This window comes from Pseudarthrobacter sp. rb (assembly GCF_056389225.1).
The window spans coordinates 44,540-68,959 of record NZ_JBWJAR010000016.1; the positions used below are offsets into that span (position 1 = coordinate 44,540).

Consider the following 24,420-nt stretch of genomic DNA (forward strand, 5'->3'; position numbering starts at 1 on the left):
CCTGCGGGCCCCACGGCTGCCATCCTATCGGTTTGTGCGGGCTGTCCTGGTTTGTCGGGAGAGCACCGCAGGCTGGCTAAACTGGAGGCTGGTTCCGCCCACAACACCAGGAGGAAAGTCTTCGTGACGGCTATTGGATACTTCAAGCCGGCTGGCCTGGCCGCGCTTGCCGCCGCTGGAGCGCTGGTCCTGGCTGCCTGCAGCCAGACACCGTCCGGACAAGCCGAGCCATCCCAGTCCGCTTCCGTTGCCGCCACTCAGTCCTCCCTGACAGCCTCGCCGAGCCCCTCGGCGTCGCCCAATACCTCGGCAACCGTTGGCGCCGTAGTGGAAGGCTTTCCGCAGCAGCTCCTCCCGCTGATGACCGGTGCCACGGTGGTGTCAAGCAGCTTCGACAAGGCGTCTTCGCCTTCCACAGCGGCACTCGTGGGAACCGTCAAAGCCCCCACCGCCTCGGTCATCGACTTCTACAGCAAGGCCCTGGAGGGCCAGGGTTTCAAGGCCGTTCCCGGCGACAACGTAGGCGGGGTGGCCTCTAAAGATTTCGTCCGCGGTGACAACGAGACTGTTAATCTCTCCGTCGTTGAGGCTGCCGGCGTCTCCACTTTCACCATCGGTGCCAACGTGGCTGCTGAGTCGGTAAAGTGACCGCCGCGGAGCAGTTGAGGAATGAACAGGCCGACTTTGTAGCAGGGGTGGCCGGTGAGCTCACAGGCTTCCTGACGGCGCGCCAGTCCGTCATGTCCGGCATCTCCCCTGACATCGAACCCATCATGGGGTCGATCTCCAATTTGGTCACCGGCGGCAAGCGCCTCCGTGCGCTGATGTGCTACTGGGGCTGGCGGGGCGCAGGCGGCGAGGCAGGGGCCAGCCAGGTCGTCACGGCCGGTGCCGCACTTGAACTGTTCCAGGCGGCCGCCCTGATCCACGATGACATCATCGACCGTTCGGATACGCGGCGGGGCGGTCCCAGCGTGCACCGCCGCTTCAGCCAGCTCCACACCGCGCAGGGCTGGGCACTGGACAGCGAACGGTTTGGCCAGGCCGCTGCCATCCTTACGGGCGACCTTTGCCTCTCCTTCAGCGAAGAGGCGTTCACTGACATCGGCGAACGGGCTGCGTCGGGCAGCCGGGCCAGGCTCATCTTCAACCTCATGCGGGCAGAGGTCATGGCTGGCCAGTACCTTGACATCCTGGAAGAAGTAGCGGGCCCCGTCCGGGACCGGGCCGGCGCCGTCGGCAGGGCTCAGTCGATCATCCGGTTCAAGAGTGCCAAGTACTCCACCGAACACCCCCTGGCCCTGGGCGGGGCCTTGGCCGGAGCCACCAATGAATTGCTCCGGGGTTACTCGGCATTTGCCCTTCCGCTGGGCGAAGCGTTCCAGCTCCGCGATGACGTCCTGGGCGTCTTTGGTGATCCGCTGACCACCGGGAAGCCGGCCGGCGACGACCTGCGCGAAGGAAAGCGGACAGTTTTGGTGGCACTCGCCCTGGACCAGGCGTCGCCGGAAGAGTCGGCATTCATCGATGCCAGCCTGGGCAGCCCGGATCTTTCAGACGCTGACATCCTGGAGATCCGGCGGATCATCGAGGACTCAGGAGCGCTCCAGGCCACCGAAGTCCTCATCAATGAATTCGGCTCGGCAGCCTTCGATGCCCTTGACGGGCTTGAACTGGAAGAGTTACCCAAAACCGCCCTCCGGAGGCTGGCCGAAGCGACGGTCAGCCGAGCCTCCTGAAGCGGGCTGTTACCAGGCCAGGGTCTGGGCCCTGCGCCTGATTTCCGTCTTGCGGCCCTCACGCAGGGCGTCGATGGGGCGGCCACGCAGTGACTCGTCTTCGGTAAACAGCCACACAATAAGGTCCTCGTCTGAATAGCCGGCGTCCGCCAGCACCACGATGGTTCCCTTAAGGCTGTCCACTACCTGGCCGTCCTGAATGAACTCCGCGGGTACCGAGCGGATTTTCCGGTCCCCCACGCGCAAAGCCGCCAGGGAACGCTCGTCAATAAGGCTGTGCACCTTGGTGATTGAAACATCCAGCAAACGGGCGACGTCGGGCAGCGGCAACCACTGGCCCACCAGGTTTTCTACATTACTCACGGACCAAGGTTGCCACGCCGCCCACCCCGGCGCCTAGTCGGCGCATTTCATTCCACCCCTGGCCTGCGGACACTCCCAAAAAGAAGCCATTACCCGAATTCCCGAAATTCTTGTGCTATCCGCAAATTCATGAGAGATTCACTCACATCACAGTTGTAACACTAATAACTTGAGTCACAGTAGTATCAAGATTGACAGCGGCATCCCCGCCCGCGTCCGCACCCGCAGTTGAGAAGAGGATTCTTTCCGATGACGATGTCCCGCTCGCCCAAGCAGCCCCCCAAGCCGAGTCTGCCGATGATTGCCGCCACCACTGCGGCGCTGCCAGCGGTCGTATTGTCATCTTTGGCCCTCGCCCAGCCGGCGGCCGCCCAGCAGCCCGTCCGGAACATTCCCAGCAGCCTTGCAGCAGCAATGAAGGCCCAGGCTGCAGCGAAAGCGGCAGGCACCGTAATCCCCGCTGCGGTCGTCTCCACCACCATTCCCGCAGCCTTCCAGCCCGCACAGCCGGCAGCACCCGCGGAGTACACGATCGTCCGTGGTGATACCGTCAGCGGGATCGCCGGCCGGTTCGGCCTGAACACCGCGGACATCCTGAAGCTGAACAACCTGCAGGCCAACACGATCATCTACCCGGGCCAGAAGCTCAAGCTGTCCGGTTCCGCGGAGCCTGCGGCTCCTGCACCCGCCGCTGCTCCCGCAGCTCCGGCGCCCGCAGCCCCGGCGCCCGCGGGCGGCGCGACCTACACGGTAAAGCCCGGCGACACCCTTGGTGCCATCGCTGCCAGGCACAACGTGTCCCTCTCGGACGTCTTCGCCTGGAACAACCTCTCCATGCGCTCCATCATCTACCCGGGACAGAAGGTCAAAGTGGGCGGCGGCGATTCCGCACCCGCCCCCGCAGCCCCTGCTCCCGCCGCACCTGCACCTGCACCTGCACCCCTGGCAAACACCGCGGCACCGGCAACGGGCTCGTACACCATCAAGGCCGGCGACACGCTCTCCGCCATCGCGTCCCGCCACGGCGTCAAGCTGTCGGACCTGCTCGCCGCGAACAAGCTGGGTATGACCACGGTCATCTACCCGGGCAGCAAGCTGGTGATTCCCGGCGCCTCCGGCCAGGCAGCACAGCCCGCAGCAGCACCCCAGCCTGCAGCCGCTCCCCTGGTGCCCAGTTCCTTCCTGGGGTTCAGCTACCCGGCCGCTGTTGTCAGCTCCGCCAATGAAAACAAGGCCCTGCTGAATGCCTCGCCCGTTCCCTCGCGGGACGAAATGAAGAACATCGTTGCGGACACGGCACGCCGCATGGGGGTGGACCCCTCCCTGGCTTTGGCTTTCGCCTTCCAGGAATCCGGCTTCAACCAGCGAGCCGTGTCGCCCGCCAACGCGATCGGCACCATGCAGGTCATTCCGAGCTCCGGGCAGTGGGCCTCGGACCTGATTGGACGGAAGCTGAACCTGCTGGACCCGTACGACAACGCCACGGCCGGGGTGGCCATCATCCGGCAGCTGCTGGCCACCAGCAAGGACCAGGACACCGCCATCGCCGGTTACTACCAGGGCCAGTACTCGGTGAGCAAGTACGGTATGTACGACGACACCAAGGCGTACCTGGCGGCCATCAAGGCGCACCAGAAGAACTTCAGCTGAGCTCCGGCCGCTGGCCAATTTCTTGTTTGCGGGTCCGAACCGTTACCGGTTCGGACCCGTTTTCATTTCAGACGCGTTTTGCTGCGGGATTAGGATCGTAAGGTGCAGGAACACGTGTCAGACCCAGTTGTAGGGACGCTGGTGGACAACCGCTATGCCGTCACTTCCAGGATCGCCCGTGGCGGGATGTCCACCGTCTACCTGGCCGTGGACCAAAGACTGGACCGTGAGGTGGCCCTCAAGGTGCTGCATCCCCACCTCGCAGCCGATGAAAACTTCCTGGGCAGGCTGGGCCGTGAGGCCAAGGCCGCCGCCCGCCTGTCCCATCCGCACGTGGTGGGTGTTTTGGACCAGGGCAACGACGGCAACACCGCCTACCTCGTCATGGAATACATCAAGGGCCACACGCTCAGGGACGTCCTCCGGGACCGTGGTGCCCTGCCACCCCGGCTGGCGCTGGCACTGATTGATCCAGTGGTGGAGGGGCTGGGGGCGGCACACGCAGCCGGTTTCATCCACCGCGACGTGAAGCCGGAAAACGTCCTGATCGCCGACGACGGCCGGATCAAGATCGGCGACTTTGGCCTCGCCCGTGCCGTGACCAGCTCAACCAGCACCGGCGCCCTGATCGGGACCGTGGCCTACATCTCGCCGGAGCTGGTCCTCGGCAAGCCGGCGGATGCGCGCAGCGACGTCTACTCGGTGGGCATCATGCTGTATGAAATGCTGACCGGGCGGCAGCCGTTCGAGGGCGAAGTACCCATCCAGGTGGCCTACCAGCACGTCAACGGGGTGGTCGGGCCGCCCTCGGACCTGGTCCCCCGGCTGGCCGGCGAAGTGGATGAACTGGTGCAGTGGTGCACAGCCAACGATCCCGAGAACCGGCCGGTGGACGGCAACGCGCTGCTCCAGGAGCTGCGCCACATCCGGACCAACCTCACCGATGCGGAGCTGGACCTGCAGCTGCCGGCAGCAGCGGCCGCTGCGGCCCAGCACCAGACCGAGGTCCTGGGCCGCGCCAGCAATCCGACTACGCTGATGCCTCCTTCCCGGCCAACGGCACCGGCCTACCCGCCGGGGCAATACCCGAAAGCCCACTACCCGGTGCCGCAGGACAATCCGGCAGGCGGAGCCCCAACGGAGCACATGGCCTACCATCAGCGGCCCGGACTTACGCTGCCCGACGACGACGATGCGGACAGCGGTTGGTCTCCCCCGCCGCCGCGGCTGGGCAAGCGGGCGCAGCGGAAAGCGGACCGGGAAAGCGAGAAGCTCCGCGCGCTGGCCGCCGCCACTCCGGTGCGTACCCTGCGGGAGGGAAATCCGCGCCGACGCGGCTTCATCTGGATGGTGGTCCTCATCCTCGCGGCCCTGCTGGCGACGGGCGCGGGCTGGTTCTTCGGCATGGGTCCCGGTGCCGCCGCTGCCGTGCCTGCAGTGGCCAACAAGACAGTGGCACAGGCCCAGCAACTGCTCAACGGGGTGGGCTTCCGCTCCACTACGAGCGACGTCTTCGACGACGACGTGCCCACCGGACTCGTAGTGGGCAGCGAGCCCGCCGCGGGGACAGAAATCCGGAAGTTCCAGCCCGTCTCATTGCTGGTGTCAAAGGGGCCGCAGCTTTTCCCGTTGCCACCACTCACCGGCAGGAGTCTGGACGCAGCAAAGAGCGACCTGAACGCGGCGGAGATGGCGCTGGGGACGGTCACCGAGAAATTCGATGAGGAAGCAGCTGCCGGTACCGTCCTATCCCAGGATCCCGCTGCCGGTACCCCTGCCCGGCACGGTACTCCCGTAGGACTGACGGTGTCCAAGGGACCGCAGCCCATTGCCGTTCCGTCGGTCGTGGGAAAGCCCGAGGACGACGCCGTCGCTGCGGTTGAGGCAGCAGGCCTCACTGCCGAGATAGCCCCCGACGAGGTGTTCGACCGGAACGTTCCAGAGGGCGCGGTCGCCAGCCAGTCCCCGGCCAACGGGACGCTGACCAGGGGCGGCACGGTGACCCTGACCATTTCCAAGGGCCCGAAGATGGTGTCTGTCCCCAGCTTCATCGGCAAGCAGGCATCGGAGGCGCGCAAGGCGCTCGAGGCCCTGGGCTTCCAGGTCCGGGTGAACAACATCCTGGGCGGCTTCTTCGGCACCGTGCGGGACCAGTCGCCTGTAGACCGGGAGGTCCCGGAAGGCTCCGTCGTCACCATCACGGTGGTGTAGTCCAGGTGGGCAGGCATGAGCCTGCCCACCCGGAACCGTGTGGCTTCGTTCCTAGTGCTTGGCGAGCGCGCCGGCCACCAGGAAGGCCATTTCGAGTGACTGCATGTGGTTCAGGCGGGGATCGCAGACAGACTCGTAGCGGTCCAGGAACGCATCCTGGTCGATCGGGTCGGCGCCGCCCAGGCATTCGGCGACGTCGTCGCCCGTCATCTCCACGTGCAGGCCGCCCGGTACCGTCCCCAGTCCGTGGTGCACCTCGAAGAACCCGCGCACTTCGTCGATGACGTCGTCGAAGTTCCGCGTCTTGTACCCGTTGGGCGAGGTGACGGTGTTGCCGTGCATGGGGTCGGTGACCCACAGGACCTGCGCCCCGGAGGCGGTGACCTTCTCGACGACGGCCGGCAGCTTTTCGCGGATGTTGCCGGCGCCCATGCGCGTGATGAAGGTGAGGCGGCCGGGCTCGCGGTCCGGGTCAAGCTTGTCAATCAGGCGCAGGGCATCGTCACCGGTAGTGGACGGGCCCAGCTTCACGCCAATGGGGTTGCGTACCCGCGAGAGGAAGTCGACGTGGGCATGGTCCAGTTCCCGGGTACGCTCGCCGATCCACAGGAAGTGGGCCGAGGTGTCGTACGGGAAGCCGGTGCGGGAGTCGATACGGGTCAGCGCACGTTCGTAATCCAGCAGCAGCGCCTCATGGCTTGCGAAGAACTCCACCCGCTTAAGGGCTTCGAAGTCGGCGCCGCAGGAGTCCATGAACTTGATGGCACGGTCAATGTCGCGGGCCAGTGATTCGTAACGGGCGTGGGCCGGGTTCTCGGTGAACCCCTTGTTCCACTGGTGCACGGAGCGCAGGTCCGCGAAACCGCCCTGCGTGAAGGCGCGGATGAGGTTAAGGGTGGATGCCGACGTGTGGTAGGCCCGCAGCATGCGCGCGGCGTCGTGGCCGCGCGACTCGGGGGTGAAGTCGTACCCGTTGACGATGTCGCCGCGGTAGGCGGGCAGGGTCACACCGTCGCGTGTTTCGTCATTGGAGGAGCGCGGCTTGGCGAACTGGCCCGCCATGCGGCCCATCTTGATGACCGGCATCGCGGCCCCGTAGGTGAGCACCACGGCCATCTGGAGGATGGTTTTGACACGGGCACTGATCTTGTCCGCCGTGGCAGCCTCGAAGGTCTCGGCGCAGTCGCCACCCTGCAGCAGGAACGCCTTGCCCTGGGCAGCGGCAGCCAGCCGCTCGCGAAGGACGTCCACTTCGCCTGCAAACACCAGCGGCGGCAGGACCGACAGTTCCTTCACTGAGGCCTCGAAGACATCCCGGTCCTGCCAGCTGGGCTGCTGGGAGATGGGAAGGTCCCGCCAGTGGTCCAGTCCGGAATAGTTGGCCGCTCCGCTCTGGGCGGTGCTGGACAGAGAAAAGGCTGGTTTTGCAGATAGCTCAGTCACCCTCTAAGACTAGCGGCAGGGCGGCAGCGCCGGGCACCGGACCGTCACGCTGCCCGCTGCCCCCGTCACAACTGCCGTGGGACCCCCGGAAGGTTCTGCTGTCCCGTGGCCTTTGTGCCGGCGTCGTCCTCCACACCGGGGTGGGCCGGCGCCGGGCCGGACCCGGAGTCCGGGACGAATCCGTCTCCGGAGGGTGCCGGGGCGGCAAGGGGTTCCGCGGCGGCCTGCGGTTCGTCCGGCTTCCCGGCAAGCCGAAGCTTCACCACGGCCGCGTACTCGTCCACGTATTCCTGTCCGGAGAGGCGCATCAGCCGGGCCATGATGTCGTCGGTGACCTTGCGCTGGACAATCCTGTCGTCTGCCTGGTCCCGGTACTCGCTGAAGTCCAGCGGTTCGCCGAAGATCATGCCGATCCTGCGGATGTTGGGCAGCCGCTTGCCAATGGGCTGGACCTTGTCGGTGCCGATCATGGCAACGGGGATCACGGGGACCCCGGCCTGGAGCGCCAGCCGTGCCACGCCTACCTTGCCGCGGTACAACCGTCCGTCGGGACTTCGTGTGCCCTCCGGGTAGATGCCCAGCAGTCCGCCGGCGTTGAGTACTTCCATCCCTGCGTTCAGGGACGCGGCAGAGGCAGCGCCCCCGGAGCGGTCCATGGGCAGTTGGTTGGTGAGGCGGAAGAACGCGGCCGTGAGCCTGCCCTTGATGCCGGTTCCCGTGAAGTACTCCGACTTGGCGAGGAAGACCACGGGCCGCCGCACCATGAGCGGCATGAAAATGGAGTCGGAGAACGACAGATGGTTAGAGGCGATGATGGCGGCCCCCTGCGCCGGAATGTTGTCCAGGCCCTTGACCCATGGCCTGAAGAGCAGCTTGATCACCGGACCGAGGAAGATCCTTTTCATGACCCAATAGAACACGTGGTGAACCTCTCCGGAAGGCAGCCCCAGGCCCTGCGTCGGGCCTGGCCAGCGATTCAATGCAACCCTACTCTAGTGAGATTTGGCTGGAACAGTGACACGATGGAGTCATGACTGAAAGCAGCCCCCCGTCCCGTCCGGCCGCTTTCAGTTATCCGGGCCACGGCGCCAACGCCCGCACCGGGGTGGCCATTTGCCACGGTTTCACGGGCAGTCCCCTGAGCGTCCTGCCGTGGGCGCAGCACCTCGCGGACCTGGGATACGCCGTCTCCGTCCCGCTTCTGCCGGGGCACGGAACAGACTGGCGCCAGCTCGCGCTGACCGGCTGGCAGGACTGGTACCGCAGCTACGAAAAGACCCTCCTCGATCTGGCGGCCCGGACGGATTCCTGTTTTACGGCGGGCCTGTCGATGGGAGGTGCAATTGCCCTCCTCGCAGCCTCGCGCCACCAGGTGGCAGGGGTGAGCGTGGTTAACCCGGGCCTCAGCTTCTATGACCGCCGGGTACGGATCATCGGCCTCCTCAAATACTTCCAGCGGACCACGGTCCCCATCCAGGAGGAGCAGACCGGGGCGCCGGCGACGAACGATGGCGATTACTCCCTGACGCCGCTGGCGGCAGTGCATGAGCTCAAGAAACTGTTCGGTGCAACCGTGCGGGCGCTGCCCGGTGTCGACGCCCCGGTCCAGGTCTTCAAGTCGCGTACCGACGCCGTGGTCCCGCCCACGTCGCTGGCCCTGCTGCGGAAGGGGTTGGGCGCGAACCTCACCGACGTGGTGGACCTTGCCGGCAGCGGCCATGTGGCTACTCTGGACGTTGACGCGCCCGCGATCTTCGCCAGGTCCGGAGAATTCGTCGCCGCCCACGCCCGCCGTACCAGTCCCTTGGAGACGCCATGACCTCCGGTCCGGACCACAGCCCGTTTACCAGCCCCTTCAGCGCCGAAGGATCCCGCACGGGGGTGGTCCTGTCCCACGGCTTCACGGGAAGCCCCCATGGCCTGCGCGCCTGGGCCACGGCGTTCGCCGCAGCCGGTTTCGCCGTCCGCATGCCGCTGCTGCCCGGCCACGGGACCACGTGGCAGGATCTGGCCCGCACCCGCTGGCAGCAGTGGCACGGTGCCCTGGATGACGCCTTCCTGGAGCTGGACGCCGAGTGCGACCAAGTTTTCGCAGCCGGCCTGAGCATGGGCGGGGCCCTGGCCCTGCGCATTGCGGCCACCCGGCCCGTCGCGGGGGTGATCCTGGTTAACCCCGGCCTGGTGATTGACGATCCCCGCGCGCCCTTGGCGGGAATCCTGAAGCTGGTGCTCAAAAGCACCCCGTCCATCGGCAATGACATCCTGAAGGCAGGGATGGATGAGGGTGCTTATGCGCGCACGCCCGTGGCCGCTGCCCACGAACTGAACAAGATGTTCAGGGACACCGTCCGGCTCCTGCCACGGGTCACCGCACCCGTGCAGGTCTACCGCTCCACCGTGGACCACGTGGTGTCGGATGCCAGCATGAACGCCCTCCGGCGCGGACTGACAAACGCTCCGCTGGAAGTGGTGCGGCTGGAGAACAGCTACCACGTCGCAACCCTTGACAACGACGCCGACCGCATCTTCGAGGGGTCTGTAGATTTCATCCGGCGCGTCCTGCAGGATGCGCAGGCCGGCCCGGCGCGGCCGGGACAGGAGGTCCGCAGTGAACAGGCCTAACTCCGACCAGCCGGACCAGGGCGCCAACCAGGACGACGCCGTCTGGCGGGACCTGGTGTCAAGGCTGGAATCGGACACCGTCGCGGTTCGCCCCGATTCCCCCGCCCCCGGGGAACACTTGCCCACCGGTCCGGTGGCTGCTGCGCCGGAACCCACCGCGCAACCCACGTTCCGCGACTTCGATCCCCTGGGACTGGCGGGAAGTCCGCCCGCCGAAATGTCCGCGGCCGAACGCCAGGCGCGGCCCGGGAATGGCGCGGACGGGTCCGGCGAGGGTCCCAGGGACTATGACGTGGACGACGACGGCGAAGAGTTCGTGCCGGAGGAACCGCCCAGCCTGGCCGGCACCGACCCCCTGACCATGCTCGCCTGGCTCGGAGCAGTCGGCGGGCCCGTCGCACTGCTGCTGTCAGCCATGTTCTGGCGGTCAGCACCCCTGCTGGCCATCGTGGGCATAGTTGCGGTGTTCGTGCTGGCCACGGTGTACCTGATCATGAAGCTGCCCGAGGAAAAGAACGGCGACGACGACGGCGCCAGGGTCTAGCTCCCCGCCAGCCGGCCCGCCGTCGTCGTCAACTGCGGACGCGGCTGCTGACGCGGGAAAGGTCGGCCGCTCCAATGAGCCCCGCGTTGGGGCCCAGGGCCGCCAACTCGATCCCTGCGGCCGGGCGGAATCCGCGCCCCGTCAGGTTCCGCGCGAAGGCCTTGCGGGCCGGTTCCACCAGCAGGTCACCCGCTGAGCACAGGCCGCCGCCAATGACGAACAGCCCCGGGTCCAGGGCCGCTGCCAGGTTAGCCAGCCCGAGGCCCAGCCATTCGCCGACCTCCTCGATCAGCTCCCGCGAAGCGGGGTCGCCGGCCAGCGCCAGTTCGGTCACGATGGCTCCGGTGATTGCTTCAGGGTGTCCCCCCACGGCTGCCAGCAGGTCCTGGGCCATCGGTGAGTTGGACCGGGCCAGGAGCCTGGCTTCCCGTCCCAGGGCGTTGCCCGAAGCGTACTGTTCCCAGCAGCCGCGGTTGCCGCATTCGCAGCGGTGGCCTCCCGGCATGATGATCTGGTGGCCAAACTCCCCTGCCACGCCAAAGCGGCCGCGTTCCACCCTGCCGTCCATCACCATGGCGCCGCCGATGCCGGTGCCCAGCGTGATGCAGACCAGCCTGTCTTCCCCCTGGCCGGCGCCGAAGCGCCACTCAGCCCATGCTGCGGCATCCGCGTCGTTGGTCAGGAGCACCGGCCGGCGGAGGAGCCGCTGGAGGTTTTCACGCAGCGGCTCATTGCGCCAGGCCAGGTGCGGGCTGAAAAGGACGGTCCCACCGGCCAAGTCCATCCAGCCGGCCGCGCCGATGCCCACTGACCAGATGCGGTGCCCCCGGCCGAGTTCCTCCACCAGTTCGACGATGACCTGCTCCACTGCCCGCGGATCCGTTCCGGGGGTGGAGCGGCGGGCCTCGCTGAGGATCCGCCCTTCGGCGTCCACCACGCCGGCGGCGACCTTGGTTCCCCCAATGTCGATTCCAATGGCCAGTCCCTTGCGGCCCAGGCGGAGGTGCCCGCCCGTGCCGCCATGAAGCTGTCCGGCACGGTGGGTGGCGGGACGGCGGCGCCACGGAGCTGGTCTTTTCAGGGGGCCGGCCTGATCGCCGGGCAACGGTCCGTACATAGTCCACCATTCTAGGCGGGCGGAAAAATTGTCTTGACATAGCCCTGCACGCCACACATTGACGACTAAGTTACTCGCCAGTAGGTTTGTGTACTGCACGGTTCCGTCCGGGGTATTAGTCTTTAGGCAAATCCCCTGCGCGGGACTTCAGTTATCAAAGGAGCTAAAGTGCGCGAATTCAGTGTTCCGCCGCTGGTTGTTGTCCCGCCCGAAACCAACATCACCGACCTGGTGCTGCGGCAGGCGGCCAAGCCCAGCAACCCGGCACTGTTTTCCCGCCTGGACTCCTCGGGTGCGTGGCGCAACGTGTCCGCCACCGAATTCCTGGCCGACGTCAAGGCTTTGGCCAAGGGGCTCATCGCCAGTGGAGTCGGCGCCGGTGACCGCGTCGGCATCATGTCCCGCACCCGCTACGAGTGGTCTCTCGTGGACTTTTCCATCTGGTTCGCAGGAGCGGTCTCGGTCCCCATTTATGAAACCTCCTCCCCTTCCCAGGTGGCCTGGAACCTGGGTGACTCCGGCGCGGTGGCCGCGTTCGGCGAGTCCGCCCAGCACGAGAACGTTATCCGCCAGGCCGTCACCGCCGAAGGCCTGACGGAAGTGCAGCACGTGTGGCAGCTTGAGGGCCAGGGCCTGGACAGCCTCCGGGAAGCAGGCCGCGGCGTCAGCGACGAGGAACTTGAGTCCCGCCGCAGCGCAGCGGGACTACAGGACATTGCCACCATCATCTACACCTCCGGAACCACGGGACGCCCCAAGGGCTGTGAGCTCACGCACGGCAACTTCGTGGAACTCTCGGACAATGCCCTGGGCATCATCGGCGAAATTGTCCACGAGCATGCCAAGACCATCATGTTCCTGCCGCTGGCCCACGTGTTTGCCCGGTACATCTCGGTGCTGGCGATGGCAGCCGGAACCACGGTGGCCCACACCCCGGACATCAAGAACCTCCTGGCGGACCTGCAGAGCTACGAACCGACGTTCATCCTGGCGGTGCCCAGGGTCTTCGAGAAAGTCTACAACTCCGCGCTGACCAAGGCCGAGGACGGCGGCAAGGGCGCCATCTTCCACCGCGCCGCCGAAACTGCCATCGCCTTCTCCAAGGCGCGGCAGGACGGACGGGTGGGACTGGGCCTGAAGCTGCGGCACGCGTTATTCGACAAGCTGGTCTACGGCAAGCTCCGGGCTGCCATGGGTGGACACGTTGCCCATGCCGTGTCCGGCGGCGGCCCCCTGGGCGAGCGGCTGGGCCACTTCTTCCAGGGCATCGGCCTGCAGGTGCTGGAGGGTTACGGGCTCACCGAGACCACGGCCCCCATTACGGTCAACACCCCGTCCCGGATCAAGATCGGCTCCGTGGGCAAGCCCCTCCCGGGGAACTCCGTCAAGATTGCCGACGACGGCGAGATCCTGGCCAAGGGAGTCTGCGTCATGCGCGGCTACTACGGGCGGGACGACCTCACGGCGGAAGCGTTCACGGATGGCTGGTTCCATACCGGGGACATCGGCAAGCTGGATGACGACGGTTTCGTCTGGATCACCGGCCGCAAGAAGGAAATCATCGTCACTGCCGGCGGCAAGAACGTCATCCCGGCCCTGCTGGAGGACCAGATCCGTGCCGACGCCCTGGTGTCGCAGGTTCTCGTGGTGGGCGACAACAGGCCCTTCATCGGGGCCCTGGTAACCCTGGACCAGGAAGCCCTGCCGGGCTGGCTCCAGCGCCACGGCCTTCCGGCCGACACCACCCTGGAGCAGGCAGCGGCCAATCCAGTGGTGAAGGCAGCAGTGCAGGACCTCATTACCGCGGCAAACTCGTCCGTCTCCCAGGCCGAGGCCATCAAGTCCTTCCGCATTGTCCCGGCCGACTTCACGGAAGCCTCCGGGCACCTCACGCCGTCAATGAAGGTCAAAAGGTCACAGGTCATGAAGGACTTCGAAAGCGTTATCGAGGAAATGTACTCCGCCCCACGCTCCTGAAGCCGGTAACTGGAAGGGTCCTCCCATGGCGGGAGGACCCTTTCCTGTTCGAATGACCACCCCTGGCCGGGCATCGGGTACTACAGTGGTTGCATGGCTGCCAGCCGGAAACCGCTCGATGACCTGCGCGAAACCATCGGCCACCTCGCCGATCAGCTCAAGCTGCCCGGCGGTTCGGAGCGCGTCGACGACCTCGTGGGCGATCTCATGGGCGCGAGGCCCGGGCCGGCCCGGCCGCTGTCCGAGGTGCAGGCCGAACTCGACGCGCTGGTCGGACTGGAGACCGTGAAGGAACAGGTGCGGGCCCTCGTCGCACTGCTCCAGGTCCAGGCACGCCGCAAGGCGCACGGCCTGCCTGAGGTGGCCACATCACAGCACCTGGTGTTCCTGGGAAACCCGGGCACGGGCAAAACCACCGTGGCGCGGCTCCTGGCCGAGATGTACCGCGCGGTCGGCCTGCTGCAGAAAGGCCACCTGGTCGAGGTGGACCGTTCGGGCCTGGTGGGCCAGTACGTCGGGCAGACCGCCATCAAGACGGACCGGGTGATCCGGCGCGCGCTGGATGGTGTCCTGTTCATCGATGAGGCCTACGCGCTGGCCCCGGAGGACGGCCGGATGGACTTCGGCCCGGAGGCAATCGAGGTCCTGCTCAAGCGGATGGAGGACCACCGCCACCGCCTGGTGGTGATTGTGGCCGGGTATCCGGCGCTGATGGAGTCCTTCCTGCTCTCCAACCCCGGGCTGCGCTCCCGGTTCGCCCGTGAGATCACCTTCCCCGATTACTCGGTGGACGCGCTCCAGACGATCTTCCACCAGATGCTGGCCCAGCACGAGTACATGTTGGAGCCGGGTGCGGACCAGATGCTGCGCCGCATCTTCACCGGGCTCCACGCGGGCGAGGACTCCGGCAACGCGCGGTTCGCCCGTACGCTGTTCGAGCAGGCACTCAACCGCCAGGCGCTGCGGCTCTCGCTCGATGAGGAACAAAGCCTCGACGCGCTCGATCGCGACGCCGTCATGACCCTCACCGCGGACGATATCGTCGAGGCCGCCCTGGCCCTCGGCGAGGAGCCGGAGCCTGAACCGGCGCCGGAACCGGAGCAGCCACGCTGGTGGCGCTGGCTGGCCTGACCGGACCACTGCCGCTTCGCACTGTTCCCGGGATGGCGGACTTACCGTATCCACGCAAAAACTGCTCCCCGAAGGCCGGGACTGAATTTTTCAGTCCAACTTCCGGGGAGCAGTTCACGAACGGGAGGACCCTTTCGCCGTCTCCGGTGAAACCTACTGGTCGATGACCAGCAGCAGGTCTCCGCCCTGGACCTGTTCCACGGCGGAGATGGCGAGGCGGGACACCTTGCCGGCTACCGCCGTCGTAATGGACGCTTCCATCTTCATTGCCTCGATGGTGGCCACGGTGTCTCCGGCCTTGACTGTCTCCCCTGGCTTGACCGTGACGGTGACGGCCCCGGCGAAGGGGGCGGCCACCTGGCCGGGCTGGGCGGGATCGGCCTTCTCAGCGGCCTTGACGTTGCTCACCACGGAACGGTCGCGCACCACCACGGGACGGGATTGGCCGTTCAGGGTGCACATGACGGTACGCATGCCCTTCTCGTCCGGCTCCGACACGGCCTCCAGGGAGGCAATCAACCTCACGCCGCGTTCCAGCTGGATCTCGTGCTCAGTGCCGCGCTGGAGGCCGTAGAGGTAATCACGGGTATCCAGCACCGAAATGTTGCCGTACGTCTCCACGCTCTTCAGGTAGTCCTTGGTGGGCCCGTCGAAAAGCAGCCGGTTCAGCGTGTGCTGCCGGGTCTTGGAGTCGGACTTGAGCGCTGCGCTGTCCTCGGCGCTGAGCTCGACGTTGCGGACCTTGACGCTCCTGCCCTGCAGGGCCTTGGTGCGGAAGGGTTCCGGCCAACCACCGGGAGGATCGCCGAGCTCGCCGGACAGGAAGCCGATGACGGAATCGGGGATGTCGTAATTCTGCGGGTTGGCCTCAAAGTCAGCGGGGTCCGCGTTGAGTCCCACGAGGTGCAGGGCGAGGTCGCCCACCACCTTGGAGGACGGCGTCACCTTGACCAGGTGGCCAAGGATCCGGTCCGCTGCCGTGTACATGTCCTCGATCGCCTCAAACCGCTCCCCCAGGCCCAGGGCCATGGCCTGCTGGCGCAGGTTGGAGAGCTGGCCGCCGGGGATCTCGTGCTTGTACACCCGGCCTGTGGGGCCGGGCAGGCCTGACTCGAACGGCGCGTAGACGCGGCGGACGGCCTCCCAGTACGGCTCAAGCGAGCTGACCGCGTCCAGGCTGAGGCCCGTGTCCCGCGGAGTGTGGGCCAGGGCGGCAACAAGGGCCGACGCCGAGGGCTGGCTGGTGGTGCCGGCCAGGGATGCGGAGGCCACGTCCACGGCATCCACGCCGGCGTCGACAGCCGCCAGGAGCGTAGCCAGCTGGCCACCGGCGGTGTCGTGGGTGTGCAGGTGGACGGGCAGGTCGAAGCGTTCACGCAGCGCCGCGACGAGCTTGGCGGCGGCAGCGGGACGAAGCAGCCCGGCCATGTCCTTGATCGCCAGGATGTGGGCTCCGGCGTCGACAATTTTCTGCGCCAGCCCCAGGTAGTAGTCCAGGGTGTAGAGCGTCTCTTCCGGGTCCAGCATGTCGCCGGTGTAGCAGAGCGCAACCTCTGCGACGGCGGTTCCGGTGGCCCGGACTGCGCGGATGGCAGGAGCCATCTGGTTGACGTCGTTCAGGGCGTCGAAGATGCGGAAGATGTCAATGCCCGTGGCGGCAGCCTCGTTGACGAAAGCTTCCGTGACTTCTTCTGGGTAAGGGGTGTAGCCCACGGTGTTGCGGCCGCGCAGCAGCATCTGGATGCAGACATTGGGCATGGCCTTGCGCAGGGCGGCGAGCCGGTCCCAGGGGTCCTCGCCCAGGAAGCGCAGTGCCACGTCATAGGTGGCGCCGCCCCAGGCCTCGACGGACAGCAGCTGCGGCATGAGGGCCGTAACGGCGGGGCCGGCCGCGACGAGGTCGCGGGTGCGGACACGCGTGGCCAGCAGGGACTGGTGCGCGTCACGGAAGGTGGTGTCGGTGACGGCAACGGCATTCTGCTCGCGCAGTGCCCTCGCGAAGCCTTCCGGGCCCAGCTCAAGAAGCTTCTGGCGCGAACCGGGTCCTGCCTGCACGTCCTTGACGTCAGGCAGCTTGTGGGCCGGGTCCGAATGCACGGTCAGGTCGCCGTTGGGCTTGTTGACGGTAACGTCGGCCAGCCAGGTCAAGAGTTTGGTGCCGCGGTCGGCCGAGACGCGGGCCTTGAGCAGCTCCGGGCGCTGGTCGATGAAGTTCGTGGCCACATCCCCGGCGATGAAGTCCGGGTCATCCAGCACAGCCTGGAGGAAGGGGATGTTTGTGGAGACGCCGCGGATGCGGAACTCCGCAAGTGCGCGGCGGGCGCGGGCAACCGCGGCGGGGTAATCCCTGCCGCGGCAGGTGAGCTTGACCAGCATGGAGTCGAAGTGGGGGCTGATTTCGGCACCGGAGTAGACCGTGCCGCCGTCCAGGCGGACACCGGCGCCGCCTGCCGAACGGTACCCGGTGATCTTTCCGACGTCGGGGCGGAACCCGTTGGCGGGGTCTTCGGTGGTGATGCGGCTCTGGAGGGCGGCGCCGCGAAGCCTGACGGTGTCCTGGGAGAGGCCAAGATCGGCCAGCGTCTCTCCGGAGGCAATCCGCATCTGGGCCTGGACCAGGTCCACGTCCGTGACTTCCTCGGTGACCGTGTGCTCCACCTGGATGCGCGGGTTCATTTCGATGAAGACGTGCTGGCCAGCCCGCTCGCCCTCGGTGTCAACGAGGAACTCGACAGTACCGGCGTTGACGTATTTCAGTGCCTGCGCGAACTTCACGGCATCCCGGTACAGGGCCTGGCGGATGGTGTCGTCCAGGTTGGGGGCAGGAGCGATCTCGATGACTTTCTGGTGCCGCCGCTGGATGGAGCAGTCACGCTCGAAGAGGTGCATGACGTTGCCCTCGGCGTCCGCGAGGATCTGCACTTCGATGTGCCGCGGGCGAAGGACCGCCTGCTCCAGGAACATGGTGGGATCACCGAACGCAGCGTCGGCTTCGCGCATGGCCGACTTCAGGGCTTCCGGGAGGGCCTCGCGGGTGTCCACCCGCCGCATGCCGCGCCCGCCGCCACCGGCCACGGCCTTGGCGAAAATGGGGAATCCGATCTCATCGGCCGCAGCCAGGAGCTCGTCCAGGTCTTTGGACGGCTCGCTGGACTTCAGGACCGGCACACCGGCCTCGCGGGCGGCCTTCAGGGCCGCCACCTTGTTGCCGGCAAGCTCCAGGACTTCGGCGGGCGGACCCACGAAAGTGATGCCGGCTTCCTTCGCTGCACGTGCCAGTTCCGGGTTCTCGGAGAGGAAACCGTAGCCCGGGTAGATGGCGTCAGCGCCGGACTCCTTCGCGACGCGCACCACCTCCGCTACGTCCAGGTATGCCCGGACGGGGTGTCCTTCCTCGCCAATCAGGTAGGCCTCGTCCGCTTTCTGGCGGTGGATCGAGTTACGGTCCTCTTGGGGAAAAACGGCAACGGTCTTAGCGCCCAGCTCGTAGCCGGCGCGGAAGGCCCTGATCGCGATTTCGCCGCGGTTGGCCACCAGAACTTTGGAAAACATACTTCTCCTGCATCATTGCGGGTGGATCGATGAGTGGTCACAGTGTCTAGGACCTGCAAGGACAAACACAAATCTTTGTGGCCACGGTCACAGATTTTCCCGTCATGTCCCGAACGCTTTCAGCCAGGCTGGCCGAAACCGCCCCGGCAGCACAGTCGGTGCCATGCCGACGCCCGATAAAGCAGGATTCGCCGACGCATCAACATATGATGAGTAGGGCGGCAGGACCGTCCGGCTTCGGCTCTGCCGAGGCAAACATTACCCCCAACACGGCATCCGGCGTTAGGTTTTGGTCTCTCAAGTGCAAGTAGTCAGCATCAGCAGCCTCAAGGGTGGAGTCGGCAAGACTTCCGTCACCACAGGATTGGCGTCTGCGGCGCTGGCCGCAGGAGTCCGCACGCTGGTGGTGGACCTGGATCCGCACGCCGACGCCACCACCGCCCTTGGCGTGCAGCCGGGTGACCAGCTGGATATCGGCAGGATGCTGAAGAGCCCGCGCAGGGCGAAACTGGCAGAGAACGTGGTGCGGAGCAGCTGGGCTGACCGTGCCCCTTCCAACGGTTCCGGGCCCGCGGTCCTGGATGTGGCCGTCGGCTCTGCCTACACCGGTATCTACGACCGGCCGGACCTTGGCCGCCGCGATCTCCGGCGGCTTTCCGCCGTACTTGCCGGAGCTGCGGACTACCAGCTGGTCCTGGTTGACTGCCCGCCCTCCCTCAATGGCCTGACGCGCATGGCCTGGGCGGCGAGCGACAAGGTGGCCCTGGTTGCCGAGCCGGGCCTGTTCTCGGTTGCCGGCACCGAACGCACCATGCGGGCCATCCAGCTGTTCAAGCAGGAGTTTGCGCCCAATCTTTCACCGGCGGGAATCGTGGCCAACCGGGTCCGGAGCGGCTCCTCCGAGCACACCTACCGGCTTGCGGAGATGGAGTCCATGTTCGGCGAACTCCTGCTGAGCCCGCGTATTCCCGAGCAGGCCAACTGGCAGCAGATCCAGGGCGCAGCCCACCCCGTCCACCATTGGCCGGGTGATTCGGCGAAGTCCGCGGCCGGCTTGTTTGACGACCTGCTGTCCAGCCTGATGGCGGCCGGCAGCGGGCTCCGCAGCCGCGCCCGCTGACCGGGACGCTCTGCAGGGCACGGGAACCACTGCGCCTAAACGAATCAGGGGCCGCCCTCCAGCTGGAGGGCGGCCCCTGATTCGTATGGATGCGGGCGGGTCAGCTGATCTTCCGCGCTGCCCGGCGCTTGCTCAGTTCGTCGTCCGGAAAGGACTGTTCGGCGGCGTGCTCGCTGGGCAGCGATGCGAGGCTGCCCTCGACCTCGCGCCATACGCGTCCCACTGCGATGCCGAACACGCCCTGGCCGCCCTGCACCAGGTCAATGACCTCATCGGCGGACGTGCACTCGTAGACGCTGGCGCCGTCGCTCATGAGCGTAATCTGTGCCAGGTCCTCAACGCCGCGCTCCCGCAGGTGTTCCACGGCGGTGCGGATCTGCTGGAGGGAAACTCCGGTGTCCAGGAGCCTTTTGACCACCTTGAGGACCAGGATGTCGCGGAATCCGTAGAGCCGCTGCGAGCCTGAGCCGGCGGCGCCGCGGACGGCCGGTTCAACAAGGCCGGTGCGGGCCCAGTAATCGAGCTGGCGGTAGGTGATGCCTGCGGCCTTGCAGGCAGTGGGGCCCCGGTAGCCGGCGTCCTCGTCCAGTACCGGCAGGTCTTCGGTGAACAGGAGGCCTTGGGCACCGCTCACGGGCACAGCAACACCAGCCGTGGGCTGTTTAAGCCCGCCTGCTTCGCCTTTGGGACTCACCTGGATCCTCCTTGTCTTACGCTCCCCCGGAACTGATACAGCAGCCTTGGCATGAAGACCATGGGTGTAATTTCTCCGCGGGGCGCACTTTCCAGTGTGACTTGCGCGGCTGCCGTAAGCAAGGGAACTTGATACTTCGACGTTAGGCCCGGCGGGTCCCGAGGTCAAAGACCTACGGGGCTTCAAAGAGGCGTGTCGAAACTTTCAGCCTTAACTTTAACCTTAACGTGACCTTAGCCGTCGAAGTCCTCTGGTTCCACGTCATCCAGGAATTCACGGAAGCGCCGCAGTTCGCGCTCCTCGTCCACGGTGGGGCCCGGCTCGGCGTCTTCTCCCTCGTCGTGCTCCGTGATGCGGACGCCTGCCTCGTCCATTACGGAATCGGCACACCAGATCCGGCACTTGGCGCGAAGCGCGACCGCAAGCGCGTCCGAGGCGCGGGAGCTCACGGTGGTGCCGTTTTCGAACTGCAGCTGCCCGTAGAAGATGTTGTCCTCCACGGCAACAATGTTGACGCTGACCACGGAGTGGCCCAGCGACTCCACCACGTCCACCAGGAGATCGTGGGTCATGGGCCGGGGCGGGACCACGCCCTGCTGGGCCAGGGCGATGGCGCTGGCTTCAGGGGTGCCGATCCAGATGGGGACGTGGCGTTCGCCGTGCATCTCTTTGAGCAGGACCAGCGGCTGGTTGGAAGGCAGTTCGATGCGAACGCCTACAATCTCGACTTCGATCATCAGATGTCCATGCGTGAGATGTGGTCCTGCACCAGGGCCCGGTGCAGGGTGAGGCAAAGATCGCTGATCTCGCGGGCCGCCTCTGCCGCGCGTGCCTGGGATGCCGAGTCCTTGCGTGAGGCAAGGGGCGCGACAGCGCGTTCCACCAGGCCGAATTCCCGTTCGGCTGCTGCCTGGAAGGGCCTCAGGTGGCGTGGTTCCAGGCCGTGGCTTTCCAGCTGGACGCAGGCGCGGGCCACCTGGAGGGCGTGCTCGTCGAACTGGCCGTTGCTGTGGCTGATGAGGCCGAAGCTCAGCAGGGACTGCAGCAGGGGTACGCTGGCGCCGGACTCGGTACGGAGCTGCTCCTCGCTCAGCTTGCGGCCACGGTTCTGCAGCTCGGCAGCAAGTTCATCGGAGACGATGCGGGGGGAAACCACGACGCCGGGCGGCACGTTTTCCGGCCGCTCTCCCCTGTCGATGGCGTCAAGGTAGTCCTTGATCACTTTCAGGGGCAAGTACTGGTCCCGCTGCAGGGCCAGCACGAACCGCAGCCGCTCCACGTCGCCGTCGGAATACTGCCGGTAGCCGGCAGGGGTGCGCCGCGGGTTGATCAGTCCCTTTTCCTCAAGGAAGCGGATCTTCGACGCGGTCATGCCAGGGAAGTCGGCGCTCAGCTGGGCGAGGACTTCACCAATGTTCAGGACCTGGGGGCCCCGGCGTTCCGGTTGTGCCATTGCCACAGGCAGCGGTCCCCGGTTCAGCTGCGGCCTGCAGCCGTGGCAGGACTCAGGTAGAAGGTGAGGCGGAACTTGCCGATCTGGACTTCGCTGCCGGACTTCAGCTCCACGCTGTCCACGCGGTCATGGTTGACGTACGTACCATTGAGGCTGTTCTTGTCCACCACTTCGAAGCTGCGGGCGGTGCGCCGGAACTCCACGTGGCGCCGCGATACCGTGACGTCGTCCAGGAAGATGTCGGCGTCCGGGTGGCGCCCCGCGGTGGTCACATCCGAATCCAGCAGGAACCGGGCACCGGCGTTCGGGCCGCTGTGGGCAACGAGCAGCGCCGAGCCGGCAGGCAGGGCCTCCACCGAATTGCGCTCTTCCGAGGACAGCTTGGGGGCGAGGATGGGTTCGTCAGTGACGGGGGTGAGATGGATCGAGGTGGTCTCCGACGACCTAGCCGCACCCGTGCCGTATTCCCCATCGGCAGGGTTGTGTCTGTGGCCAGCCATGGATTCCTCCTCTTAGACGTTGCGGGCACTCAACCCGCAACCAACGGTTTACTCGCCGGTCCTGTCCGGCAGGTCCGGCGCCGGCTCCCGATCCGGGCTCTGACGTGCGCAGACGCCATGCCCGCGACCCGGGGCCGGACCGGAAATACCGGTTAGCTTTAGCCTACCTGTTGTTCGTACTCCGATGCACTGAGCAAAGACTCAACGGCGTCAGGTTCGGCCAGTTTGATCTCGATGAGCCAGCCGTCGCCGTAGGGATCGGTGTTGATCAGGGCCGAATCGCTGTCCAGGGAGTCGTTGCGGGCCACCACTTCGCCGGAAACCGGTGCGTAAATGTCGCTCACGCTCTTGGTGGACTCGACTTCACCCACCACTTCGTTTGCCGTAATCTTCGTGCCGACCTCGGGCATCTGGGCGTAGACGACATCTCCGAGCGCGTCCTGGGCAAAATCCGTGATTCCCACGCGGACCACGCCGTCGGTATTCGGGGCGGTGACCCACTCGTGTTCGGCGGTGTAGGACAGGTCTTCGGGAATGTTGCTCATGGGGGGCCTTTCATCAGGGTACGCGCCAATGTCACAAGGGGCCCGAAAATCGGGCCGCCGCTGAAAGTATAGGCATAACTGCCGGGGCCGGCACGGGCCTTTCTGACAAGATGGAACCCATGAGTGCAAGCACCGGTGCAGCATCCTCGGGGAAGGTCGGGTAGGTCATGCCGGAACTGCCGGAAGTCGCAGGCCTGGCCGCGTTCCTTGATGAACAGCTGCGCGGCTGCGTGGTCACCAAACTGCAGGTTGTCTCCTTCGCCGTGCTCAAGACAGCCGATCCTCCCTATAACGCCATCGAGGGCCGCACCGTGTCCGGTGTCCGGCGGTTCGGGAAGTTCATCAGCATCGACACCGACGGCATTTCCCTGGTTTTCCACCTGGCACGGGCCGGGTGGGTGCGTTTCACCGATTCTCCCGCCGACAGCCAGCTCCGGATGGGCAAGGGCCTCATCGCGGTCCGGGGCGCATTCTCCGGGCCGGATGGCCCGCGCGGACTGGACCTGACGGAAGCGGGCACCAAAAAGAGCCTGGCTGTCTACGTAGTGCGTGATCCGCAGCAGGTGCCAGGCATCGCCGCGCTGGGCCCGGACCCTTTCACGGAGGCGTTCGACGCCGGCATGTTGGCTGAGATCCTCGCCGGCAGTTCGCAGCAGATCAAGGGCCTCCTGCGCAGCCAGAGCGTTATCGCGGGGATCGGCAACGCTTACAGCGACGAGATCCTGCACGCGGCCCGCATCTCGCCGTTCGCCATCGCGAAATCCCTGGACCGAGAGACTGTGCAGGTTCTGTACGACGCCATCCACAGCGTGCTGGGCGAAGCACTCGCGGAGGCGGCCGGCAAGCCGCCAAAGGATCTCAAGGACGTCAAGCGCAGCCATATGAGGGTCCACGCCCGGGCCGGCCAGCCCTGCCCGGTCTGCGGTGACACCGTCCGCGAAGTGTCGTTTGCGGACACCGCACTGCAGTACTGCCCCACATGCCAGACCAAGGGCAAGATCCTGGCTGACCGGCGGACCTCGAAGTTCCTGAAGTAGGAAGATCCGGCACCCGGGGCGTCACGCTGCCTGCCCGGGAAGATTCGGGACTTCCGGTCCTACCCGCGCATGCTCCTGAATCGTAGCGTCTTGACCAAGGCTCGCATGTCTCGATCAGCATGAAGGGGTCAAAATGCGCCTGTCTCAACCCGCGGTCCTCGGAGTGGCCTTGGTCCTCGCCCTCGGCGGTGGCCCCGGGGGTACGGCCCTGGGACCACCCGCGGCATCAGTGGTAGGCGTGCAGCGGAGCCTTCCGGCGTCGATGGCGGTCCAGCAGGTTGGCGACGACGCGATCATTCAGCACTACGAGCAGCTCGGCGGTGCCGCATCGTTCCTCGGCACGCCCGTCGGCAGCCCCTACGACATCGCTGGGGGCCGCGCCCAGGACTACAGCGGCGGCACGATCTACTGGAGCCCCGGCACCGGAGCCTGGGAGGTAAGCGGGGCGATCCGCGGACACTACCTCGCCCTCGGCGGCCCCGCGGGCTTCCTGGGCTTCCCACTCACCGACGAGACCGGCACTCCCGGCGCCGCTGGCCGGTACAACGACTTCGCCGGAGGGACCATCTACTGGAGCCCCGGCACCGGCGCCAAGGACGTAAGCGGGGCGATCCGCGGACACTACCTCGCCCTCGGCGGCCCCGCCGGCTTCCTGGGCTTCCCACTCACCGACGAGACCGGCACCCCCGGCGCCGCTGGCCGGTACAACGACTTCGCCGGAG

The 24,420-nt window shown here is 66.4% G+C and carries 22 protein-coding genes; 12 read left to right on the forward strand and 10 right to left on the reverse strand.

Annotation, left to right across the window (positions count from 1 at the left end):
• Nucleotides 1-123 precede the first annotated feature (123 nt).
• Complete coding sequence (locus ACWRN3_RS18015) at nucleotides 124-648, forward strand: hypothetical protein (RefSeq protein ID WP_255175138.1); 525 nt, start codon at nucleotides 124-126, stop codon at nucleotides 646-648.
• Nucleotides 645-1,739, forward strand: a complete 1,095-nt coding sequence (locus ACWRN3_RS18020) for a polyprenyl synthetase family protein (protein ID WP_476741478.1) — start codon at nucleotides 645-647, stop codon at nucleotides 1,737-1,739. Before ACWRN3_RS18015 ends, ACWRN3_RS18020 begins: the two co-directional genes overlap by 4 nt.
• A gap of 9 nt (nucleotides 1,740-1,748) precedes the next feature.
• Here ACWRN3_RS18020 and ACWRN3_RS18025 read toward each other — a convergent pair whose 3' ends face one another.
• Nucleotides 1,749-2,102, reverse strand: a complete 354-nt coding sequence (locus ACWRN3_RS18025; RefSeq protein ID WP_324644755.1) for an Rv2175c family DNA-binding protein — start codon at nucleotides 2,100-2,102, stop codon at nucleotides 1,749-1,751.
• Between the two features lie 249 nt (nucleotides 2,103-2,351).
• Here ACWRN3_RS18025 and ACWRN3_RS18030 point away from each other — a divergent pair, with 249 nt between their 5' ends.
• Both ACWRN3_RS18030 and pknB read left to right on the forward strand, forming a co-directional pair.
• A complete protein-coding gene (locus tag ACWRN3_RS18030) occupies nucleotides 2,352-3,752 on the forward strand; it encodes a lytic transglycosylase (protein ID WP_476741479.1) in 1,401 nt (466 codons plus the stop codon).
• A 102-nt stretch (nucleotides 3,753-3,854) separates the two neighbouring features.
• Nucleotides 3,855-5,963: a Stk1 family PASTA domain-containing Ser/Thr kinase gene (gene pknB / locus ACWRN3_RS18035; RefSeq protein WP_476741480.1), complete on the forward strand. Its 2,109-nt coding sequence runs from the start codon at nucleotides 3,855-3,857 to the stop codon at nucleotides 5,961-5,963.
• Nucleotides 5,964-6,014: 51 nt separating this feature from the next.
• Here pknB and ACWRN3_RS18040 read toward each other — a convergent pair whose 3' ends face one another.
• Nucleotides 6,015-7,406 (reverse strand): class II 3-deoxy-7-phosphoheptulonate synthase, encoded by a 1,392-nt coding sequence (locus ACWRN3_RS18040; RefSeq protein WP_476741481.1) that lies wholly within the window; start codon nucleotides 7,404-7,406, stop codon nucleotides 6,015-6,017.
• Between the two features lie 65 nt (nucleotides 7,407-7,471).
• The gene (locus ACWRN3_RS18045) at nucleotides 7,472-8,326 is read right to left on the reverse strand and encodes a lysophospholipid acyltransferase family protein (RefSeq protein WP_324644751.1); all 855 of its coding nucleotides are present in this window, start codon (nucleotides 8,324-8,326) and stop codon (nucleotides 7,472-7,474) included.
• 110 nt (nucleotides 8,327-8,436) lie between these two features.
• Between ACWRN3_RS18045 and ACWRN3_RS18050 the strand changes: the two genes are divergently transcribed.
• From ACWRN3_RS18050 to ACWRN3_RS18060, 3 genes are read left to right on the forward strand one after another with little or no spacing between them, the layout of a single operon-like run.
• Nucleotides 8,437-9,225: an alpha/beta hydrolase gene (locus ACWRN3_RS18050; RefSeq protein ID WP_476741482.1), complete on the forward strand. Its 789-nt coding sequence runs from the start codon at nucleotides 8,437-8,439 to the stop codon at nucleotides 9,223-9,225.
• Nucleotides 9,222-10,028, forward strand: coding sequence for an alpha/beta hydrolase (locus tag ACWRN3_RS18055; protein ID WP_476741483.1), 807 nt, complete (start codon nucleotides 9,222-9,224; stop codon nucleotides 10,026-10,028). Before ACWRN3_RS18050 ends, ACWRN3_RS18055 begins: the two co-directional genes overlap by 4 nt.
• The gene (locus ACWRN3_RS18060) at nucleotides 10,015-10,572 is read left to right on the forward strand and encodes a hypothetical protein (protein ID WP_476741484.1); all 558 of its coding nucleotides are present in this window, start codon (nucleotides 10,015-10,017) and stop codon (nucleotides 10,570-10,572) included. Before ACWRN3_RS18055 ends, ACWRN3_RS18060 begins: the two co-directional genes overlap by 14 nt.
• A 28-nt stretch (nucleotides 10,573-10,600) precedes the next feature.
• On the opposite strand, the gene ACWRN3_RS18065 is transcribed toward ACWRN3_RS18060, so the two are convergent.
• Nucleotides 10,601-11,689, reverse strand: coding sequence for an ROK family glucokinase (locus tag ACWRN3_RS18065; RefSeq protein WP_324644748.1), 1,089 nt, complete (start codon nucleotides 11,687-11,689; stop codon nucleotides 10,601-10,603).
• A 168-nt stretch (nucleotides 11,690-11,857) separates the two neighbouring features.
• Between ACWRN3_RS18065 and ACWRN3_RS18070 the strand changes: the two genes are divergently transcribed.
• The gene (locus ACWRN3_RS18070; protein WP_476741485.1) at nucleotides 11,858-13,666 is read left to right on the forward strand and encodes an AMP-dependent synthetase/ligase; all 1,809 of its coding nucleotides are present in this window, start codon (nucleotides 11,858-11,860) and stop codon (nucleotides 13,664-13,666) included.
• A gap of 93 nt (nucleotides 13,667-13,759) precedes the next feature.
• Nucleotides 13,760-14,797: an AAA family ATPase gene (locus tag ACWRN3_RS18075; RefSeq protein WP_476741486.1), complete on the forward strand. Its 1,038-nt coding sequence runs from the start codon at nucleotides 13,760-13,762 to the stop codon at nucleotides 14,795-14,797.
• A 153-nt stretch (nucleotides 14,798-14,950) separates the two neighbouring features.
• On the opposite strand, the gene ACWRN3_RS18080 is transcribed toward ACWRN3_RS18075, so the two are convergent.
• Nucleotides 14,951-18,349: a pyruvate carboxylase gene (locus ACWRN3_RS18080; RefSeq protein ID WP_476741487.1), complete on the reverse strand. Its 3,399-nt coding sequence runs from the start codon at nucleotides 18,347-18,349 to the stop codon at nucleotides 14,951-14,953.
• 301 nt (nucleotides 18,350-18,650) lie between these two features.
• Between ACWRN3_RS18080 and ACWRN3_RS18085 the strand changes: the two genes are divergently transcribed.
• Complete coding sequence (locus ACWRN3_RS18085) at nucleotides 18,651-19,469, forward strand: ParA family protein (protein ID WP_476741488.1); 819 nt, start codon at nucleotides 18,651-18,653, stop codon at nucleotides 19,467-19,469.
• Between the two features lie 100 nt (nucleotides 19,470-19,569).
• On the opposite strand, the gene ACWRN3_RS18090 is transcribed toward ACWRN3_RS18085, so the two are convergent.
• From ACWRN3_RS18090 to gcvH, 5 genes are all read right to left on the reverse strand, one after another.
• The gene (locus ACWRN3_RS18090; RefSeq protein ID WP_018763528.1) at nucleotides 19,570-20,163 is read right to left on the reverse strand and encodes a MerR family transcriptional regulator; all 594 of its coding nucleotides are present in this window, start codon (nucleotides 20,161-20,163) and stop codon (nucleotides 19,570-19,572) included.
• 233 nt (nucleotides 20,164-20,396) lie between these two features.
• On the reverse strand, nucleotides 20,397-20,900 hold the full coding sequence (locus ACWRN3_RS18095) for a bifunctional nuclease family protein (protein ID WP_056331728.1): 504 nt from the start codon (nucleotides 20,898-20,900) through the stop codon (nucleotides 20,397-20,399).
• Nucleotides 20,900-21,616 (reverse strand): transcriptional regulator FtsR, encoded by a 717-nt coding sequence (gene ftsR, locus ACWRN3_RS18100; protein ID WP_476741489.1) that lies wholly within the window; start codon nucleotides 21,614-21,616, stop codon nucleotides 20,900-20,902. The genes ACWRN3_RS18095 and ftsR overlap by 1 nt, the downstream gene beginning before the upstream one ends.
• A 23-nt stretch (nucleotides 21,617-21,639) precedes the next feature.
• Complete coding sequence (locus ACWRN3_RS18105; protein WP_476741490.1) at nucleotides 21,640-22,116, reverse strand: FHA domain-containing protein; 477 nt, start codon at nucleotides 22,114-22,116, stop codon at nucleotides 21,640-21,642.
• A 158-nt stretch (nucleotides 22,117-22,274) separates the two neighbouring features.
• Nucleotides 22,275-22,661, reverse strand: coding sequence for a glycine cleavage system protein GcvH (gene gcvH / locus ACWRN3_RS18110; protein WP_255175126.1), 387 nt, complete (start codon nucleotides 22,659-22,661; stop codon nucleotides 22,275-22,277).
• Nucleotides 22,662-22,828: 167 nt separating this feature from the next.
• Between gcvH and ACWRN3_RS18115 the strand changes: the two genes are divergently transcribed.
• Together ACWRN3_RS18115 and ACWRN3_RS18120 are read left to right on the forward strand one after the other, a co-directional pair.
• Nucleotides 22,829-23,698 carry an Fpg/Nei family DNA glycosylase gene (locus tag ACWRN3_RS18115; RefSeq protein ID WP_476741491.1) on the forward strand — a complete coding sequence of 290 codons (870 nt, stop codon included), beginning with the start codon at nucleotides 22,829-22,831 and terminating at the stop codon, nucleotides 23,696-23,698.
• A 133-nt stretch (nucleotides 23,699-23,831) separates the two neighbouring features.
• The coding region (locus ACWRN3_RS18120) for an LGFP repeat-containing protein (protein ID WP_476741492.1) at nucleotides 23,832-24,420 on the forward strand (589 nt) is incomplete at its 3' end.